Below are 18,978 nucleotides of genomic sequence, written 5' to 3'. Positions count from 1 at the left end.
GCCGGTTTAGGCGTAGAATGCGAAGGCAAGTATGGTGATTTGCCGCGCAAACCATCATAATAGCCTTTGGCGGTTACACCGCGTCATGAAAGGATTGCAATGCCGACGATTGCGCTGGTCGATGACGACCGCAACATTCTGACCTCGGTTTCCATCGCGCTGGAGGCGGAAGGCTATCGCATCCAGACCTACAATGATGGCATGTCGGCCCTGGACGGTCTGAAGGCCAATCCGCCGGATCTCGCCATCTTCGACATCAAGATGCCCCGCATGGACGGCATGGAGCTGCTGCGCCGCCTGCGCCAGAAATCCGAGCTGCCGGTGATCTTCCTCACCTCCAAGGACGAGGAGATCGACGAATTGTTCGGCCTGAAGATGGGCGCCGACGATTTCATCCGCAAACCCTTCTCGCAGCGCCTGCTGGTGGAGCGCGTGAAGGCGGTGCTGCGCCGTTTCCAGCCCAAGGATGCCGCCGCAGCCAAGGCTTCGGACGCCAAGATCCTGGAACGCGGCCTGTTGCGCATGGATCCCGAACGCCACACCTGCACCTGGAAGGGCGAGGCGGTGGTGCTCACCGTCACCGAGTTCCTCATCCTGCACGCCCTCGCCCAGCGCCCGGGCGTGGTCAAGAGCCGCAATGCCCTAATGGATGCGGCCTATGACGACCAGGTCTATGTCGACGATCGCACCATCGACAGCCACATCAAGCGCCTGCGCAAGAAGTTCAAGCAGGCCGATGACGATTTCGAGATGATCGAAACGCTCTATGGTGTCGGCTATCGCTTCAAGGAAGCGTGAGGGTTTCCTCCCGGCTCAACCTGGAGACCTTCTCCGCGCAGTGGGGAAGGCCATCCCCTGGAATGACGCCTTCTTCATGCCCTGAAGCAGGCTCTCGCGCTCCTCTCGATAGAATTTCGTACCAGACCCGATGAGCCCCGAGCGCGCGACCCCATCCGAGCACCCAAGGTCGAGATCGATCATCCGGCGGCGCCTGCGGCTGGCCCTGCGCGCGATCACCGTGCAGACCTTCTCCAGCCTGACACGGCGCATCGTCGTGCTGAACCTGGCCGGCCTGGTCGCCCTGGTCGTCGGTATCTTCTACCTCAACCAGTTCCGCGAAGGCCTGATCGACGCGCGTGTGCAGGCCCTGCTCACCCAGGGCGAAATCATGGCGAGCGCCGTGGCCGCTTCGGCTTCCGTCGAGACCGGCTCGATCCGCATCGATCCGGAAAAACTCCTGGAACAGCAGGCGGCGGGCGAGGATGAGAGCGACGACGCAAGTTCGCTCGACTTTCCGATCAATCCGGAGAAGGTCGCGCCACTGATGCGGCGCCTGATCTCGCCGACGAAATTGCGCGCCCGGGTCTATGACCGCGACGGTAATCTGGTGATCGATTCCAGGGCCCTGTTCATCTATTCCGACATCGTCCGCACCGACCTGCCGCAGCCCAAGCAGGAGCAGAACCTGGCGGAGCGGGTCTGGAACACGGTCAAGCGCTACCTCTTCCGTTCCGATGCGCCGCTTTACAAGGAACTCGGCAACCAGAACGGCAAGGGCTATCCGGAAGTGATAACGGCGCTCAGCGGCGCTCCCTCCACCCAGGTGAGCATCAACGAGCAGAACGAATCCATCGTTTCGGTTGCCGTACCGATCCAGCGCTTCAAGTCGGTGCTGGGCGTGCTGCTGCTCTCGACGCGCCCCGGCGAGATCGACGAGATCGTCACGGCCGAGCGCCTCGCCATCCTCAGGGTCTTCGCCGTTGCCGCGGTGGTGATGGTGATCCTGTCGATCCTGTTGGCAAGCACCATCGCCGGCCCGATCCGCCAGCTGGCGCGAGCGGCAGAGCGGGTGCGCTACGGCGTGAAATCGCGCCAGGAAATCCCCGATTTCACCGAGCGCTCCGACGAGATCGGCCATCTTTCCGGCGCCCTGCGCGACATGACCAATGCATTGTTCAAGCGGATCGAGGCGATCGAGAGCTTCGCGGCCGATGTCGCCCATGAGCTCAAGAACCCGCTGACATCGCTGCGCTCGGCCGTCGAGACCCTGCCGCTCGCCCGCAACGACACCTCGCGCAACCGGCTGCTCGAAGTGATCCAGCACGATGTCCGCCGGCTCGACCGGCTGATCTCGGACATTTCCGATGCCTCGCGCCTGGATGCCGAACTGTTGCGGTCCGGCGCCGAGCCCGTCGATCTCGCCAGGCTGCTCACCGCCCTTACCGGCGTGTTCAACTCGGTCGAGCGCGAGGACGGGGTCAAGGTGCGCCTGTCCATGCCCACGGGCCTGCCGCCGCAAGCCCTTTTCATCAATGGCCATGATTCCAGGCTCGGCCAGGTCATTAACAATCTCGTCGACAATGCCCGCTCCTTCTCGCCCCGGGACGGCGAGGTGCGGGTCGAATTGCGGCGGAACAAGAACGACGTCGAGATCGCGGTGGAGGATGATGGTCCGGGCGTGCCAGACCATGCCATCGAGCGGATCTTCGAGCGCTTCTACACCGACCGTCCCGAGGAACAGGGTTTTGGCCAGAATTCGGGCCTCGGCCTGTCCATCTCCAAGCAGATCATCGAGGCCCATGGCGGCAAGCTCTGGGTCGAGAACCGCAAGGATGGCGACAAGGTGCTCGGCGCCCGTTTCGTCGCCCGCCTGCCGGCCGCGCAGGCCTAAGCCATGCCAACCTCGCCCACCGTACATGCCACCTGCATCGTCATCGACGGGCGGGGCATTCTGCTGCGCGGCGCCTCTGGCGCCGGCAAGAGCCGGCTGGCCCTGCATTTCATCGAGACCGCGCCGGCCCAGGGCCGCCTGGCCCGCCTGGTAGGAGATGACCGCGTCTATCTCGAAGCCGTCGAGGGCAGGCTGATCGCCTCCGTGCCATCAACCATCGCCGGCCTGATCGAGCGACGCAGCAGCGGCCTGCGGGATGCCGGCATTGAACGGATCGACTGGCAGCCCTCGGCACCTGTCGGCCTGGTTGTGGATATTCTCGACGATGACGCAGAGATCGTCATCCCCAGCAAAAATATTCGGCACATCAGGCTGGAAGGCGTGGACCTGCCCTATTTGCCGGTTCCTCGCGATTTTCAGGCAGCTGTCGCCCTGATTGAGGCCATCTTGCCGCAATTGCCGCCGGTTTGACCGGATTCCAGGCCCGATCCGCGCCAGTCTGCGTTAACGAAACGTTGATGCCTATGGCCTTCATGTGACGAGACTGCGACAATGTGAGCCGGAGAGAGGCTTGTTTTTGTGCAGCGCGGGAATAATATCAGGCCTCGGAGCTACGGGTTGCAGGTTGTCCGAAGGGCATCCTGGCCGTGCGTTGCGGAGGCGTCGTCTCATTTTGCTCAACACCGGGTGGCGCGAAAGCGAAACGGACCTGGATTGTTGTCGCGATCGCGACGGCGACCGGAAAGATTCAATGCGGATCATCCTATGATCGGCATGGTGCTTGTCACGCATGGTCATCTGGCGACCGAGTTCCTGTCGGCTCTCGAGCACGTCGTAGGGCCGCAACGTAATGTCGAGGCCATCGATATCGGCCCCGAAGACGATGTCGAGCAGCGCCGCCGCGACATCATCGATGCCATCGGCCGGGTCGAAGACGGCTCCGGCGTGGCGGTTCTCACGGATATGTTCGGAGGAACACCTTCAAATCTGGCGATTTCCGTGATGAGCGGCCCCTCCATCGAGGTCGTGGCCGGCATCAACCTTCCCATGCTTGTCAAACTGGCGCGGCTGCGCAGCGAGGTTCCCCTCGCCGAGGCAGTCACGCGCGCCCAAGAGGCTGGCAGGAAATATATCAATATTGCCAGTCGTGTGTTGTCAGGCCAATGATTCGACGTTCATTCAACTATGCTGGTCACGGCCAGAAACTTGCCGAGGCGGCTCTTGCGGTACCGCTCGCATTCAGCAATCCTTGGGCCAAATGTTGGGGCAGCAGTGCCCCAAGCGGGTGCACCCCGGTGCAGATGCAGGCGGAGACCTCCTCGATGCACAAGCAGCAGATGCAAACCGGCAGCACCGACGAGCAAGCCTGCGAAGAACCGGAAGCGGCTCCCACCCCCACCATGGACGGCGGTATCGTACGCATCCTCCCCATCATCAATCTCAAGGGCCTGCACGCCCGCGCCTCGGCGAAATTCGTGCAGACGGCCGAAGGCTTCGATGCCACCGTCAAGGTGACGCGGTGCGGCGAAACGGTCGGTGGCCAGTCGATCATGGGTCTGATGATGCTGGCCGCAGCCCGTGGCACCACCATCGTGGTCGAGACTGCCGGCCATGATGCTCAGGCTTGCATGGACGCCCTGGAAGCCCTGTTGGCCGACAAGTTCGGCGAGGAAGCCTGAAGGCAAACGACGCCCAGCCTGCGGCGTCGAAGCAGCAGCGGCGATAACAGGCGACATCCGCCCCCCTTCCCCAATCCCCATTTCGTCAGGCCCCGCTGGCCCTGCAGCGGCAGCATTTTCGTGCGTGGATTGCAGGCCCCCCCGGCAGGTTGTTTGCTGCAGCGCACACCGGAAATATAACTTCACCAAAAGTCACGACTTTGCCGCAATCCAGCCAAGGGGCCGCCCCAGCCCAGCGCGACTTTTCTTCTCGTTACCTCGGCACCCGGTCCGGCGTAAGCCGGAAACCTCAGCCCCCCAGCCCCCCGACTTTGTCGGACCGGGTCCGCCGAGGTGGCGTTAGATGACCCAAGAAGTGCAGGCCGGCTCCTCTGGAACCGGCCTTTCTTTTTGCGCCGATCTCCGGGTGCGCGGACGTGGCCGCGCAATCGGCTTTGCCGATCGTCGCGACGGCGGTTCTTCCTCTCCCGTGAGCGCCGCGTTTCCGGGAGCGGACGAGACGTCCGCGCCCCCCGCAGATGCAAGCCTGCTCTTGAATCCCTCGCCGAGATTGTCCATCTGTGCAGCGGCGTTCCCGCCACCCAGTCCCAAGACGATCATCAAGCAAGAGTGAGTTTTCATGAGCGCTGAAGCCGCAAGCGCCGGCCCGGATAGTGCCGCGCCGCAGAGCCATACCTTCGAGGCCGACGTCGCCAAGCTGCTGCATCTGATGGTGCACTCGGTCTATTCCGACAAGGATGTCTTCCTGCGCGAATTGATCTCCAACGCGGCCGATGCCTGCGAGAAGCTGCGCTATGAGTCCCTGTCCGATCCCGCTTTGCTCGGAGAAGACCAGAAGGGGGTGATCCGCATCACCCTCGATGCCGAGGCCAGGCGCATCACGGTCGCCGACAACGGCATCGGCATGAGCGCGGAGGAGATGATCGAGGCTCTCGGCACCATCGCGCGCTCCGGCACCAAGGCCTTCGTCGAGCGGCTGGAAACGGCCCAGCAGGCCGAAGGCAGCCAGTTGATCGGCCAGTTCGGCGTCGGCTTCTACTCGACCTTCATGGTGGCCGACAAGGTGGAAGTCTTCTCCCGCAGAGCCGGCAGTGATGTCGCCAATCTCTGGAGTTCGGACGGCAAGGGTTCCTATTCGGTGGCGCCTGTCGGTCTCGACGAGGCCCCCGCGCGTGGCACCAAGGTGGTGCTGCATCTGATGGAGGACGCCAAGTCCTATGCCGAGACCTACACCATCGAGCGTTTGATCAAGACCCATTCCGGCCATGTGCCGGTGCCGATCCTGCTCGCCGACAAGCCGGATGCCGAGCCGCAGCAGATCGCTGATGGGGCAGCCCTGTGGACTCGCCCGAAGTCGGATATTTCCGAGGCCGATTACACCGATTTCTACCGCAGCGTCGCCGGCCAGTTCGACGATCCAGCGCTTACCATCCACTTCCGCGCCGAAGGCCGGCAGGAATACACGATGCTGGCCTTCGTGCCGGGCTCGCGTCCCTTCGACCTGTTCGACCCCCAGCGCAAGGGCCGCATGAAGCTCTATGTGCGGCGTGTGCTGATCACCGACGAGGCCGACCTGCTTCCCGGCTATCTGCGCTTCGTGCGCGGCCTGATCGATTCCGCCGACCTGCCGCTCAACGTCTCACGCGAAATGATCCAGGAAAGCCCGCTGCTGACGGCGATCCGCAAGGCGGCAACCGGCCGCGTGCTGGGAGACCTCGAGAAGCTGGCCACCTCGGACGCCGCAGCCTATGCGAAGGTCTGGGAGAATTTCGGCTCTGTCCTGAAGGAAGGCCTTTACGAGGACTTCGAGCGCCGCGACGCCCTGCTCGGCCTCGCCCGCTTCAAGAGCACGGTTTCGGGCGGCGAATGGCGTTCGCTCAAGGACTACATCGCCAGCCTCAAGGACAACCAGACGGCGATCTATTATCTCGCCGGCGACGATGCCAAGCGCCTGGAGAACTCGCCCCACATCGAGGGCTTCCGCGCTCGTGGCATCGAGGTACTGCTGCTCTCCGATCCGGTCGACAGCTTCTGGGTGACCTCGGCACTCGGCTTCGAAGGCAAGCCCTTCAAGTCGGTGACGCAGGGCGCCGCCGACCTCGACCTGATCCCGCTCGCCGAAAAGCCGGAGGAGCAGACCCCGGAAGTGAGCGCGGCGATCGCCTCCTACATCGCCTATCTCAAGACCACGCTGGGCGATGACATTTCCGACGTGCGCGCCTCCGAGCGCCTGACCTCCAGCGCAGTCTGCCTGGTGGCGCCCGATAACGGCATGGACAAGCGCATGGAGCAGATCCTGGCCAGCGCCGGCAAGCTCGACGGCGCCCTGCAGAAGCCGATCCTGGAGATCAATCCGCGCCACGCCCTGGTGACGCGCCTCGCCACCGCGCGCGAGGCCGGCGGCGATACCGCCTTCATCGAGAGCGCCACGCGGCTGCTGCTCGACGAGGCCCGTATCCTCGACGGCACGGTGCCCACCGATCCGGCCGGCTTTGCCGAGCGCCTGTCGCAGGTGCTGGCCAAGAGCCTCGGGTAAGTTTGGGGGGCGGGTCTTCGGACCCGCCTCTCTCGTTTAAGCACGGCGCTTTGAGGCGCCTCTGAGGAGGTTGATGGAAGAGTCCCAGCAAGCCGAGGAATGCTCAATTTTGTCATGCCCGGGCTTCGTCCCGGGCACCCAGATACCCAACGTATCAAGCTTGTGGCCGCTGGATCACCGGGCCGAAGCCCGGTGATGACAAAGGTCGAGGTTCTCTCGATTCTCAAGCCAGGCTCTCAAGCCCCCTCACCGTCCCGCCCGTTGCCCGATCAGGCGCTCGAACAGCAGCGCCACGATGATGATGGTGCCGATGGCCGAGCCCTGCCAGAAGGGCGAGACGCCCATCAGATTGAGGCCGTTGCGGATCATCACCATGATCAGGACGCCGATCAGCGTGCCGATGATCGAGCCCCGCCCGCCGAACAGGCTGGCACCGCCGATCACCACGGCGGCAATGGCGTCGAGCTCCCAGGCATTGCCCATCAGCGGATCGGCCGAGAGGATCTGGCCGATCGAGAAGGTGATCGCCACGGCCGAAAGCGCCCCCGAAATCACATAGGGCAGGATGGAATAGAACATCACGCTGAGGCCCGCCGCCCGCGCCGCCTCCTTGTTGGAGCCGACGGCATAGATGGTGCGCCCGCCCTTGGTATAGGTCAGATAGGCCCAGGCGACGAGATAGAGCAGCGCCAGGAACAGCACGTTGGAGGGAATACCCAGGACATCGGTATAGACGATGGCCTGCATGGAATCGGGGATCGAGGCGATGGCCGTCTGGCCCGAGAGGATATAGGCGAGGCTTCGGCCGATCGCCATCACGCCCAGCGTCACCACGAAGGCCGCGAGCCCGAAATAGGCGATCAGAATGCCCGAGATCAGGCCGATGCCGGCCCCACTGAGGATGGCGAGCGCCACGGCTAGAGCCGGCGGATAATGCTGCACGGCCAGGCCCAGGACAATGCCGGTCAGGCCGGCGACCGATCCGACCGAGAGGTCGATGCCGCCGGTGAGGATGACGAAGGTCATGCCGACGGCGACGATGCCGATCACCACCGACTGGTCGAGGATGTTGAAGATGTTCGACCGTGTCAGGAAATAGGGCGAGAGCAGCGACAGGCAGACCGCCAGCACGATGGCGAGGCCGAGCATGCGCACTTCGAGCCGCCCCGTCAGCCAGCCGAGGCGCCGTCGCGTGGGATCGGGAGAGGTGGTGGTCGACATGCGGCAGTCCTTGGCAAACGGGAGATCAGAGCGTTGCAGCGAGTTCGGCGACACGGCTGCGGACGATTTCGGGCGTTGGCAGGGTGGCGCCCTGCGGCAGCGTGAGGCCGACCCAGCCGAGATCGTGCCCGCGGGGGCTGACGATTGGCAGGAGCAAAGTCGAGCGCGAGCCATCCGGCTCCGGCATGAAGACGGGTTCGCGCCCGGCCAGCGCCGCGGCGATGCGGGTCGCGGAGAGCGGCTTCACCTCGCCGGCCGCAAAGCCCGGCTCGGCCGCCTTGTCGGCGGTGACGAGGTTGAGGCAGATCAGGCGGTCCTGGTCGATCAGGGCCCAGAAGCCGGCGCCGCCGCATTCGCCCGTCAGGCCGCGCAGGACTTCGGTATTGCGGGCCATCGAGGTGCGCGGCGCCGCCAGCAAGGTGAGCTTCTCTTCATCGAGCAGGTCGGCAGGCAGGTCGGCCACGCTGGTGCCGTCGCTGATGACGACGATGCGGTGCGAGAGCCCCAGCAATTCCTCGAAATCGGACGACACCACCACGACGGCGACACCCTTGGCGGCAATGTCGCGCAGGATCGCATAGATCGAGGCGCGCGTGCCGATATCGACGCCCTTGGTGGGTTCGTCGAGAATCAGCACGCGCGGCTCCAGCAGCAGCCAGCGCGCGATGATGATCTTCTGCTGCATGCCGCCCGAGAAGTTGAGCATGTTGGCGTCGAGCAGCCGGTCGGGCGGCAGGCCAAGGCTCTTGAGCAGCGCATCGACCGCCTTTTCGCGCCTGCGATAGCCGACCCCGAAGCCCCGATGTGCGCCGAGATGGGCGAGCAGCAGATTCTCCTTCACCGACAGGTCGGGCACGATGTTCTGCGAGCGCCGGTCCTCGGCCACGAAGCCGATGCCGGCCCTCACCGCCTGCGCCGGCTTGCGCGGATCGATCGGCTTGCCGTCGACGAGAATGGTGCCTGAAATGCGCGGCCTCAGGCCGAAAATGGCCTCAACGGTTTCCGAGCGCCCTGCGCCGACCAGGCCCCCCAATCCCAGGATCTCGCCGCGGCGGACCTGGAAAGAAACGTTGCGGACCAGGGGCGGCGTCGCCAATCCCTTGACCTCCAGGGCAATCGGCGCGTCCTTGGCCGCCCCGTCCGCATCCCGCGCATAGATGGCGCCGACATCCTGGCCAACCATGTGGCGGATGAGTTCGGCCTGGCTCAGGCTGGCGGTCGCAAGCGAGGCCGCCACCGTGCGCCCCTCGCGCATGATGGTGACCCGGTCTGTGATGGCGAAGACTTCCTCGAGCCGATGAGAGACGAAGACGAGCCCGCGCCCATCCGCCCTGAGCCGCGCCATGATGTCGAACAGGCGCTCGACCTCGCTCGGGCTCAGTGACGAGGTGGGTTCGTCGAAAATGATCAGCTTGGCGTTGACGCCGAGTGCCTTGGCGATCTCGACGAGCTGGCGCTGGGCCGCCGACAGGCGGCGCACCTCGACGTCGAGGGGCAGGGCATCGCCCTGGCCGAGCACCGAGAGCAATTCGGCCCCGCGTCGATGCAGCGCCGAATAGGACAAGCGCCCCGGCCGGCCGAGTTCGGGCAGGAAGATGTTCTCGGCGACGCTGAGGTCCGGCACCAAGCTCGTCTCCTGCATCACGATGGCGATGCCGATATCAAGCGCGTCACGGGTGGAACGCAGCCGCACGGAGCGGCCGCGATAGACGAGATCTCCCTCGTCCGGCCTGACATGGCCTGAAATCACCTTGGACAGGGTCGACTTGCCGGCGCCATTGGCACCAAGCAGGCCATGGACTTCGCCGGCGAGCAGCTCGAAGCCGGCCCCCGCCAGAGCGCGGGTACGGTCGAAGGTCTTGGCGACGCCGGTGGCGACCAGCAGGGGTTCGATGGCAGGCAAGAAAGGCTCCTGGATGGCGTTGGTTCCTGGGACCGCTGGCTTCCAAGCCGGCTCTTGGAAACACCGCATTTAACGGTGAGGAAGTGCCGGCTGGAAGCCGGCGGTCCCAGCATGCTCACTTCATCTCGTTGGCGAACACCGTCTCCTTCACAATGGGCAGCTCCTTGTCGATGTTCTCGCTGGTCACCACCAGGATCGGCACCGAGACTTCCTTCTCCACCGTGCCGCCGGCGAGCTTGGCCAGCAGGGCCTCGCCCGACTTCTGGCCCATCAGATAGGGCTGCTGCATGCCGGAGGCGACGATCTGCTTGGACTTGAGGAGATCGACGAATTCCGGGATGCCGTCGAAGGCCGCGACCAGCAGGTCCGAACCGCGACGTGCCGCCTTGATGGCACGCAGGGCGCCCAGGGCCGGCTGGTCGGTCTGGATGAACAGGCCGCGCATGTCCGGATTGGCGGTGAGCATGTCCTGGGTGAACTTGAAGGTCTCGTCCGTCGTATAGGATTGCATCTGCTGCAGCCCCGCCTCCTTGCCGGTCCAGCCGCCGGCTGCAAGGCCGTCCCGGAAACCCTTGGTGCGGGCCTGGCCGTTCTTGCGGGCCTGCGAGATGGTGATGAGGCCGACCGAGCCTCCCTCCCAACCCTTGGCCTTGAGCGCGGCAGCCAGCGCCTCGCCCACGCCCTTGGCGCCGTCATAATTGTCGGAGATGATAAAGGAGGCGTAGTCGCCGCTATTGGTGCCGATATCGCCGATCACCACCGGGATCCCCGCCTTGGCGGCCAGCGCCAGCACGCTCGGCGCGGTGGAGGAATCGGTCGGCGAGATCACGATGCCCGCCACGCCCTTGGCGATCGAATCCTGGGCGTTCTGCAACTGCGTCTGCGGGCTGTTGTGGGAATCGAGCGCCTGGAAACCGTAGCCCTTGGCTTTGGCGGCGGATTCGACGCCCTTGGCGAGATAGCGCCAGAACGGCAGGTCGAGGCCCGGCGTCAGATAGACGATATCCTTGCCGGCGGCCCTTGCCGGTTGGAAGCCGAGGCTGCCGGTACCGGCCAAGGCGGCGCCGGCCGCAAGCTGCAGGAACGTTCTTCTCTTCATAGTATCCTCCCTCCCGCCCTCGGGCGGCTCCAACGGTTCTTTTCCGGCCATTACAGGCTCTTTGTCTTGGAAAGCGGGCCTTCTTTCTCAGGCCCGTTTCACGTATGCGGCAACACAGCCTCCTCCTCGAGGATGGAGCGCGTGCTGGCATAGATCCTGTCGAGATGAATGCCGAAGGCCTCGACGACGGCCCGGGGATCCCGGGCATGCAACCCTGCCAGGATGGCGGCATGGTCCTGGCAGCTCTGGGCGATCGCACCCGGCCGCGACACGGCCTTGCGTCGATGCGCCATGGCATAGAAATAGAGATCGACGACAAAATCGGCGAGGAGGTCGTTGCCGCAGGACCGGTAGATCGCGGCATGGAACTCGCGATCGCAGATCAGGAAGCGGACGGGATCGTCGAGGGCCTCGCGCTGCGTTTGCAGCGAGGCGTCGAGCATGGCGAGCGTCTCGTCATCGATGCGCCGCGCCGCCTCCTCGACCACGGGGCGCTCGACCAGCAGGCGGGCGGCATGGATGGCTTCGATATCGTAGCTGTTGATCAGTTTCGGCTCGCGCGCGCCGATCGCCAGCGAACCGACCTCGGCGCTGAGCACGCGGGTGCGGGCCCCTTGCGAAATGGCAATGATATCGCGCGCGGCCAGAATCTGCAGGGCCCCACGCACCGTCTCGCGGCTGACCTGCAGGGCCACGGCAAGATCGCGCTCGCTCGGCAAGGCCTCGCCGACCTGCAGCATGCCCGCCGCGATCAGGGAGGCGAGCTTGTCGGCGACGAGTTCACGCACATTGCGCCTGACAACGCCGTGGCGCAGCTCGGGCACGCGTTCGAACACCGAAAGGGCAGTGGGCAGGTTCATCGGAGTGGCGCTTGGAAACGACGCTCGGCATCTGATCTACTGGACCAGCCAGCAGACCAGTTAGGCCAAGTTTTCGGCGGGGTGTCAAGCGGTAGATGAGTAATGGTCTGACGAGTGGGAGGACGGCGAGGTGAGCCTGGGACCGCCAGCATCCTGCCGGCTCTTGGAACCATCGCGCCTGAAGGTAGAAAGAGCCAGCAGGATGCTGGCGGTCCCAGGAATATTCAAGGTTTTACCGGGCCCCGCCGAGATAGAAGGCCTTCACATCCTCGCGTGCCGCGAGGTCGGCGGCCGGCCCCGCAGCGGCGACACGGCCGTTCTCGAGAATATAGCCGTAATCGGCATGGCGCAGCGCCAGTGCGGCATTCTGTTCGGCCACCAGGAAGCTCACGCCCTGTTCGCGATTGAGGGTGCGGATGATCTCGAAGATCTCCTGCACCACGATCGGTGCGAGGCCCATCGAAGGCTCGTCGAGCAGTACCAGCCTGGGCTTGGTCATCAAGGCCCGCCCGATGGCGGCCATCTGCTGCTCGCCGCCCGAGGTCAGGCCCGCCTTGGTGCGGCGTTTGTGCTTCAGGCGGGGGAACCAGGCATAGATCTGCTCCAGATCCTGCGCGATCTGCCGCCGGCCCGGGCGCCGCAGGAAGGCGCCGGAGAGAAGATTCTCCTCGATGGTGAGCTGGGCAAAGCAATGGCGCCCCTCCAGCACCTGCACCACGCCGCGGGCTACCAGGACGGCGGGGGTCAGGCGGCTGATCGGCTCGCCCCGCCAGGAGATACTGCCGCGCGTGACGGTACCCCGCTCCGGGCCGAGCAGGTTGGAGATCGCCTTCAGCGTGGTCGATTTGCCCGCGCCATTGGCACCGAGCAGCGCGACTACAGCGCCATCATCGACGGAGAGGGACACGTCCCTGACAGCCAGGATTGCCTGGTAATGCACCTCGATGCCGGCGACATCGAGGAAGGCGTTCGTGCGCGGCACGGCCGATGGTTCGCTCATCGGACCACCTCCAAGAGCGTTTTGCCGGAGAATGTGCTCTCTAGCCGGAGTTCGCCAGGAAGCACGGCCCAGTGGCGAAGAGCGCAACGCCGACCGCCCCTTCGCCCCGTTCTCACGGGGAGAAGGTAAGGATGAGGGGCAGCACGCCGGGTACAAAATTGAGAAGCACGCTGCCCCTCACCTCTATCCTCTCCCCGCAAGCGGGGCGAGGGGGCGCGGGCGTCGCGCTCCTTCGTCAACCTCACCATCTCGCACATCCCTCCTCATTGCGCTTCAGCTAGCTGCTCCGGCCCCGCTCAGTTGGTCTGGGCCACCGGCGTGATGCCCTTCTCCTGGGCATAGGCGGCCGCCTTGGCGCGGATGGTCTCGGCAAAGAGCGAGGCGTCGGCCTTGATCCAGTCGGTCAGCGCGGTCCAGGACTTGCCGTCCCACTGGATGATCTTGGCCGCGACGGTCTCGCCCTTGTGGTTCGCCGGCGAGGTCTTCAACGGCGAGATCAGGCCCTGGGCGCCCAGTTCGGCGATGCGCTTGTCATCGATGTTGAGGTTTTCCAGGGCCCAGCGGCCTTCCTCGGCGGTGAGGGGACGGTTGCCGAACTTCTTGTGGCCGACGCGCAGGGCTTCCACGAAGGTGATCGCCTCGATCACCCCGTAATTGTAGTAGACCGTGCCGAACTTGCTCTTGTCCTTGAGATCGCTCTTGCCGGCGTCGACGATCTTCTCCTTCAGCGTCTTGATGATGCCGTAGTCGGTTCCGGGCGGAAACACCGAGACGGCGAGATAGCCCTTGGCGGCGCTGCCGGCCGGGCGGGCATCGTCCTCCGAGCCGCTCCAGATGTCGCCGATGATGCGATCGGCCGGAAAGCCCACGCGCGCCGCCGTCTTGATGCCCACCGGCGTCATCACGCCCCAGCCGCGCAGGAACACCCAGTCGGCACCGGCGCTGCGGATCTGCTGCCATTGCGCCTGCTGCTGCTCGCCGGGATGGGGCACCGGGATCTGGATGTCGGTGAAACCGTATTTCTTGGCGAGAATGCCGAGCGGCTCGATCGTGTCACGGCCATAGCCGGAGTCATGATAGAGCGTGGCGATCTTGACGGCCTTGAGCTTGTCGTAGCCGCCGGATTTTTGGGCGATGTAGTCGACGATGATCTGGGCTTCGCTCCAATAGTCGAAGATCAGCGGATATTGATAGGGAAAGACCCGTCCGTCGGTGGCGATGTTCTGGCCGCCGCCCGGCGAGACGATCGGCACCTTGTCGATGCGCGCCTTGTCGGTGAGCGCCACGTCGAGGCCGCTGGAATGGGGATAGATCGCCGCCGTCGGCGCGCCGTCATAGCCGTTCTTGTAGCGCTCGTAGCATTCGATGCCCCGCTCGATCGTATAGGCGGTCTCGCATTCCTGGATCAGGATCTTGACGCCGTCGACCCCGCCTTCGACCTCGTTGATATAGGTCAGATAGTCCCGGTTGCCGGCGCCGAAGGGGATGAAGGAGGGCGCATAGGGACCGGTACGATAGGTGAAGAGCGGATAGAGCTGCTCGTTCTTGTGGTCCTGGGCCATGGCCGGGCCGGCGGCCGCAAGAGCGGCCAGGCCAACGCCTGCAAAGCCTAGCCCGGTCGCCAGTGCGAGGGCCTTGATGAGGGAGGGTGACATCCGGTTCGTCTCCATTCGGTTGGGATGTTCGAGGGCGCAGCTCTCCCGTCGGCGGAAATGACGTCCGCTTTTTCGGGATGCAGAGGGGGGGAGGTTTGTTCAGTCCCCGGTAGCGGCGGTTGCCGGCCGCCGCCGCGGCAGGCGGATCCGCCTCACCAGGCGGGCGAGTCCTTCCGGTTCCTTGATCAGCAGCGCGATGATGATCACGCCGAAGATGATGTGCTGGATATTGGCGAGCGACCCCTGGTCGGCCAGAAACTGCAGGCCGGTGAGCGGGGCGAGGCGGTCGAGCAGGATCGGCATCAGCACGATGAAGGCTGCGCCGAGGAAATTGCCGGCAAGGGTAGCGGTGCCGCCGATCAGCACGATGAACAGCACCTGGAAAGACTTGTCCAGGTTGAAGGCATGGGCATCCGCGGTGCCGAGATAGCCGAAAGCCCAGAGCGCACCGGCAATGCCGCAGACGAAAGAACTGATGGCAAAGGACAGGAGCTTGCGGCTGGCGACATGGATGCCGATCACCGAGGCGGCCGTGTCCATGTCGCGGATCGCCATCCATTCGCGCCCGACGCGGCTCTTCACCACTGCGTAGGCAAAGGCGATCAGCGCAGTCGCCGTCACCGCCACCAGGAGATAGCGTCCCGTCGCCGAGGAGAGGTCATGGCCGAGGAATTGCAGCCGCGGCGCCGAGATGGTGAGGGACTGGCTGCCGTTCGAAAACCAATTGTAATTGGTGAACAGCCATTCGAAGAAGAACTGGGCGCCCAGCGTCGAGGCGCCGAGATAGAAGCCCTTGATGCGCAGGCTCGGCAGGCCGAAGACGATGCCCGCCGCCGCCGCGATCAGGCCTGCCAGCACCAGCACCACGGGCAGCGGCAGGAACGGGGCGCGCAGCAGGAGATTGTAGCTCGCAAAGGCGCCGACCGACATGAAGGCGGCCGAGCCGAGCGACACCAGGCCGGTATAGCCCATCAGGAGGTTGAGGCCGAGGCCGGCCACGCCCATCACCAGGGTGGGGATGATGATGGAGGAAAGCCAGTAGTCGCTGGCGACGAGGGGCACGACCACCAAACTTACCGCCAGCGAGGCGGCGACGACGAAGAGGCGGGGATTGAGGCTGCGGCCCTGCGACAGGACGAGGCCTTCGCCGGATTGCGATAGGAGGGACATCGCTAGACCCTTTCGATGGCGCGGTCGCCGAACAGCCCGGCCGGACGCACCAGCAGGAAGGCCACGGCGAGGATATAGGCGAACCAGGTCGACACGCTGCCTTGCAGCAGCGGCCCCAGATAGATGTCCGCCAGGGCTTCTGCGGCGCCGACCAGGAGGCCGCCGACGATGGCGCCCGGCACGGAGGAGAAACCACCGATGATCAGCACCGGCAGGGCCTTCAACGTCACCAGCGACAGCGAATATTGCACACCCTGGCGGGCACCCCAGACCAGGCCGGCAACCAGAGCGACGATGCCGGCCACGCTCCAGACGATGCGCCAGATCGTCGGCAGGCGGATGCCGATCGACTGGGCGGCGAACGTGTCGTCGGCGACGGCCCGGAGCGAAATGCCCATGCGGGTGCGGTCGAACAGGATGGAGAGCACCACCACCAGGACGAGGGCGCCGCCGGAGACGAAGAGATCGAACTGGCTGATCGAGAGGCCCGCGACCGAGATCGGCACATCGTCGATGCCGAGATCGAGCATGTGCACGTCCGAGCCCATCAGCAATTGCGCCAGTCCTTCGATCACGAAGGTAAGGCCGAGGGTCGCCATGAACAGGGTCAGCGCATCGCGATTGACCAGGGGGCGCAGGACGAGGCGCTCGATCAGCACCGCACCGAAGACCATCACCGCGACGGTCAGCAGGATCGCGGCCCAGAACGGCACCTCGCGCTCGACCAGCGTCACGAAAGTGAGCGTGGCGAACAGCAACATGGCGCCTTGCGCGAAATTGAAGACGCCGGAAGCCTTGTAGATCAGCACGAAGCCGATGGCGACCAAGCCGTACATCACACCGGCGAGGAGGCCACCGATCAGGGTTTCGAGGAAAAAGGCCATGACGATCCCTCAGTGAACCGTGCCGAGATAGGCGGCGATGACATCGGGATTCTCGCGCACTGCATCGGGCGTGCCGTCGCCGACCTTGCGGCCGTAATCGAGCACGACGACGTGGTGGGCGAGCCCCATCACGATGCCGATATCGTGTTCGATCAGCACGATGGTGGTGCCCAGCTTGCCGTTCACATCGGCGATGAGGCGGCTCATCGCCTGCTTTTCCTCCTGGTTCATGCCGGCCATGGGCTCGTCCAGGAGCAGCAGTTTCGGCCAGGCCGCCAATGCACGAGCGAGGTCGACGCGTTTCTGCAGGCCATAGGGCAGCGTGGACACGATCGTGTCGGCATGGCGCTCCAGGCCGAGAAAGCCGAGGATCTCATGCGTGCGTGCTTCGAAGCGCCAGCGTTCCGCGGCATCCCGCCCCACCCGGAAGATGTTCTCCAGGAAGGTGGCGCGGCCCCAGCGCGCCAACCCCGCCTTGACGTTCTCGACGACGCTCAACCTGTCGAAGAGGGCGTTGTGCTGGAAGGTCCTGCCGATGCCGAGATGGGCTGCCTTGTAGGGATGGATCGCCTCGAACCTGGCGCCGTCGAAGACGACATCACCGTCGTCGGCCCGGTAGACGCCATTGATCACATTGAGAAGGGAGCTCTTGCCGGCGCCGTTGGGTCCGATCAGCGCGCAAATCTCCCCCTGCTCGACCGAAAAGCTCAGCCGGCTCAAGGCGCTGACGCCCTTGAAGGACAAGGAGACGTCGTGAAGCTGCAGGAGAGGCGCCGGCATCGGCATCACCGTCCGGCGGCGAGGCGCGAGACACCGGCCTCGCGCTCGTCAGCCTCGCGGCGCTTCACCGCCTCGATGTCGCGATAGGCGTGGGCGGGATGGCTCGCCGGCAGATACGGGCCTTCGCCGAACAGTTTTTCGCGCAGCGTTCCCGGCTTGTAGGCGGTGGGATAGGCCCCGCGCTTCTGCAATTCCGGCACGAGATAGCCGACGGCGTCCTCGAAGCTCTCGGGCGTTACCGCATAAGCCAGGTTGAAGCCGTCGACATCGGTCTCCTCGACCCATTCCTGCAGTGTGTCGGCGATATGAGAGGCCGAACCGACGAAAACCGGGCCGAGGCCGCCAATGCCGCCCCAGCGTGCCAGTTCTTCCATGGTCCAGGTCTTGTCCTCGCCGGCGAAATGCTCGACCACCGAGATGATGGCATTGGTCTCGACCTTCTTGATCGGATCGCTGGGCGCATACTGGCCGAAATCGATGCCGCTCCAGCCGGAGAGGAAGACCAGCGAGCCGTCATAGGAGGTATAGGACTGATAGTCCTTGAACTTGGCCTGCGCCTTGGCTTCGGTCTCGTCGACGATCACCGTGGTGAGGTTGTAGATCAGGATCTTGCGCGGATCGCGGCCGGCAGCGGCGGCCTGGCGGCGGATATCGGCGACATAGGCCTTCAGCAGCGACTTGGTCGGCGCCGCTACGAAGACACATTCGGCGTGACCGGCGGCAAAGGCCTTGCCCGGCCCGGAGGCACCGGCCTGGTAGAGCACCGGCGTGCGCTGCGGCGAGGGCTCGGTGAGCTGGTAGCCGGGCACCTCGAAATATTTGCCCTTGTGGCCGATCTCATGGACCTTGTCGGGATCGGTGAAGATGCGGTTCTCGCGGTCGCGACGCACCGCCCCTTCCTCCCAGGAACCTTCCAGGAGCTTGTAGAGCACCTCGACATATTCGCTGGCGACTTCGTAGCGGTTGTTGTGCTGGCGCAGGCCGCCCTGGCTGATGTTCTTGGCGCCGCTCTCCAGATAGGAGGTGACGATGTTCCAGCCAACGCGGCCCTTGGAGTGATGATCCGCCGTGGCGAGGCGCCGGGCGAAGGTATAGGGATGCTCGAAGGAGGTCGATGCGGTGATGCCGATACCCAGATGCTCCGTGGCCAGCGCGATCGGCGCCGCCAGCTGCAGCGGATCGTTGACCGGGATCTGCGCGGCCTGCTGGATGGCGTGGTAGTTGGAGCCCTTGTAGACGTCGTAATAGCCGATGACATCGGCGATGAAGATGCCGTCGAAGATGCCCTTCTCTAGCGTCCGCGCCAAATCCTGCCAGTAGTCGAGATCCTTGTATTTCCACGATTTGTCGCGTGGATGCGCCCACAGGCCCGGCGATTGATGGCCCACGCAATTCATATCGAAGGCGTTGAAGCGTATTTGGCGGGGCATTCCAATCTCCACATCTGAAACAGCGTCGGTACCGCGGCTCTGAAACAGCGGCGAGGCCGCACCCGGCTACCGCGTCGGACTGTTCCTATG

The 18,978-nt window shown here is 64.7% G+C and carries 17 protein-coding genes; 7 read left to right on the top strand and 10 right to left on the bottom strand.

Features of this window, described 5'->3' with window-relative positions; translation table 11 throughout:
- Positions 1-99: 99 nt before the first annotated feature.
- The 7 genes from ACTJKX_RS28165 (at position 100) to htpG (ending at position 6,886) form a co-directional block, all read left to right on the top strand.
- Complete coding sequence (locus ACTJKX_RS28165) at positions 100-798, top strand: response regulator transcription factor (protein WP_149253366.1); 699 nt, start codon at positions 100-102, stop codon at positions 796-798.
- 130 nt (positions 799-928) lie between these two features.
- Entirely contained in the window at positions 929-2,671 is a 1,743-nt protein-coding gene (locus ACTJKX_RS28160; RefSeq protein WP_311937911.1) for a sensor histidine kinase, read from the top strand.
- A gap of 3 nt (positions 2,672-2,674) precedes the next feature.
- Positions 2,675-3,142 carry an HPr kinase/phosphorylase gene (locus tag ACTJKX_RS28155; RefSeq protein WP_367623872.1) on the top strand — a complete coding sequence of 156 codons (468 nt, stop codon included), beginning with the start codon at positions 2,675-2,677 and terminating at the stop codon, positions 3,140-3,142.
- Between the two features lie 294 nt (positions 3,143-3,436).
- Complete coding sequence (locus ACTJKX_RS28150; RefSeq protein ID WP_068296680.1) at positions 3,437-3,838, top strand: PTS sugar transporter subunit IIA; 402 nt, start codon at positions 3,437-3,439, stop codon at positions 3,836-3,838.
- Between the two features lie 233 nt (positions 3,839-4,071).
- Positions 4,072-4,350 carry an HPr family phosphocarrier protein gene (locus tag ACTJKX_RS28145; protein WP_311938009.1) on the top strand — a complete coding sequence of 93 codons (279 nt, stop codon included), beginning with the start codon at positions 4,072-4,074 and terminating at the stop codon, positions 4,348-4,350.
- A 343-nt stretch (positions 4,351-4,693) separates the two neighbouring features.
- A complete protein-coding gene (locus tag ACTJKX_RS28140) occupies positions 4,694-4,963 on the top strand; it encodes a hypothetical protein (RefSeq protein WP_440727264.1) in 270 nt (89 codons plus the stop codon).
- Positions 4,964-4,969: 6 nt separating this feature from the next.
- Positions 4,970-6,886 carry a molecular chaperone HtpG gene (gene htpG, locus ACTJKX_RS28135; protein ID WP_440727263.1) on the top strand — a complete coding sequence of 639 codons (1,917 nt, stop codon included), beginning with the start codon at positions 4,970-4,972 and terminating at the stop codon, positions 6,884-6,886.
- Between the two features lie 246 nt (positions 6,887-7,132).
- Here the strand turns inward: htpG and ACTJKX_RS28130 are convergent, their stop codons facing one another.
- From ACTJKX_RS28130 to ACTJKX_RS28085, 10 genes are all read right to left on the bottom strand, one after another.
- Positions 7,133-8,107: an ABC transporter permease gene (locus ACTJKX_RS28130; RefSeq protein ID WP_440727262.1), complete on the bottom strand. Its 975-nt coding sequence runs from the start codon at positions 8,105-8,107 to the stop codon at positions 7,133-7,135.
- 25 nt (positions 8,108-8,132) lie between these two features.
- The gene (locus tag ACTJKX_RS28125; RefSeq protein WP_440727261.1) at positions 8,133-10,010 is read right to left on the bottom strand and encodes a sugar ABC transporter ATP-binding protein; all 1,878 of its coding nucleotides are present in this window, start codon (positions 10,008-10,010) and stop codon (positions 8,133-8,135) included.
- A gap of 115 nt (positions 10,011-10,125) precedes the next feature.
- On the bottom strand, positions 10,126-11,109 hold the full coding sequence (locus tag ACTJKX_RS28120) for a substrate-binding domain-containing protein (RefSeq protein ID WP_440727260.1): 984 nt from the start codon (positions 11,107-11,109) through the stop codon (positions 10,126-10,128).
- 98 nt (positions 11,110-11,207) lie between these two features.
- A complete protein-coding gene (locus ACTJKX_RS28115) occupies positions 11,208-11,969 on the bottom strand; it encodes a FadR/GntR family transcriptional regulator (RefSeq protein ID WP_367623868.1) in 762 nt (253 codons plus the stop codon).
- A 232-nt stretch (positions 11,970-12,201) separates the two neighbouring features.
- Positions 12,202-12,969 (bottom strand): ABC transporter ATP-binding protein, encoded by a 768-nt coding sequence (locus tag ACTJKX_RS28110; RefSeq protein ID WP_367623867.1) that lies wholly within the window; start codon positions 12,967-12,969, stop codon positions 12,202-12,204.
- Between the two features lie 296 nt (positions 12,970-13,265).
- Positions 13,266-14,624 carry an ABC transporter substrate-binding protein gene (locus ACTJKX_RS28105; RefSeq protein WP_440727259.1) on the bottom strand — a complete coding sequence of 453 codons (1,359 nt, stop codon included), beginning with the start codon at positions 14,622-14,624 and terminating at the stop codon, positions 13,266-13,268.
- A 99-nt stretch (positions 14,625-14,723) separates the two neighbouring features.
- A complete protein-coding gene (locus ACTJKX_RS28100; protein WP_440727258.1) occupies positions 14,724-15,794 on the bottom strand; it encodes a branched-chain amino acid ABC transporter permease in 1,071 nt (356 codons plus the stop codon).
- Between the two features lie 2 nt (positions 15,795-15,796).
- Complete coding sequence (locus ACTJKX_RS28095; protein ID WP_440727257.1) at positions 15,797-16,678, bottom strand: branched-chain amino acid ABC transporter permease; 882 nt, start codon at positions 16,676-16,678, stop codon at positions 15,797-15,799.
- Between the two features lie 9 nt (positions 16,679-16,687).
- A complete protein-coding gene (locus tag ACTJKX_RS28090) occupies positions 16,688-17,458 on the bottom strand; it encodes an ABC transporter ATP-binding protein (RefSeq protein ID WP_440727256.1) in 771 nt (256 codons plus the stop codon).
- A gap of 5 nt (positions 17,459-17,463) precedes the next feature.
- Entirely contained in the window at positions 17,464-18,888 is a 1,425-nt protein-coding gene (locus ACTJKX_RS28085; protein ID WP_440727255.1) for an LLM class flavin-dependent oxidoreductase, read from the bottom strand.
- Between the last annotated feature and the right edge of the window lie 90 nt (positions 18,889-18,978).

The sequence above is a fragment of the Labrys sp. 22185 genome, from assembly GCF_052045555.1.
GTDB classification, from domain to species: Bacteria; Pseudomonadota; Alphaproteobacteria; order Rhizobiales; family Labraceae; genus Labrys; species Labrys neptuniae.
The sequence above is the reverse complement of the archived record's forward strand: the minus strand, read 5'-3'. Positions and strand labels throughout refer to the sequence as shown.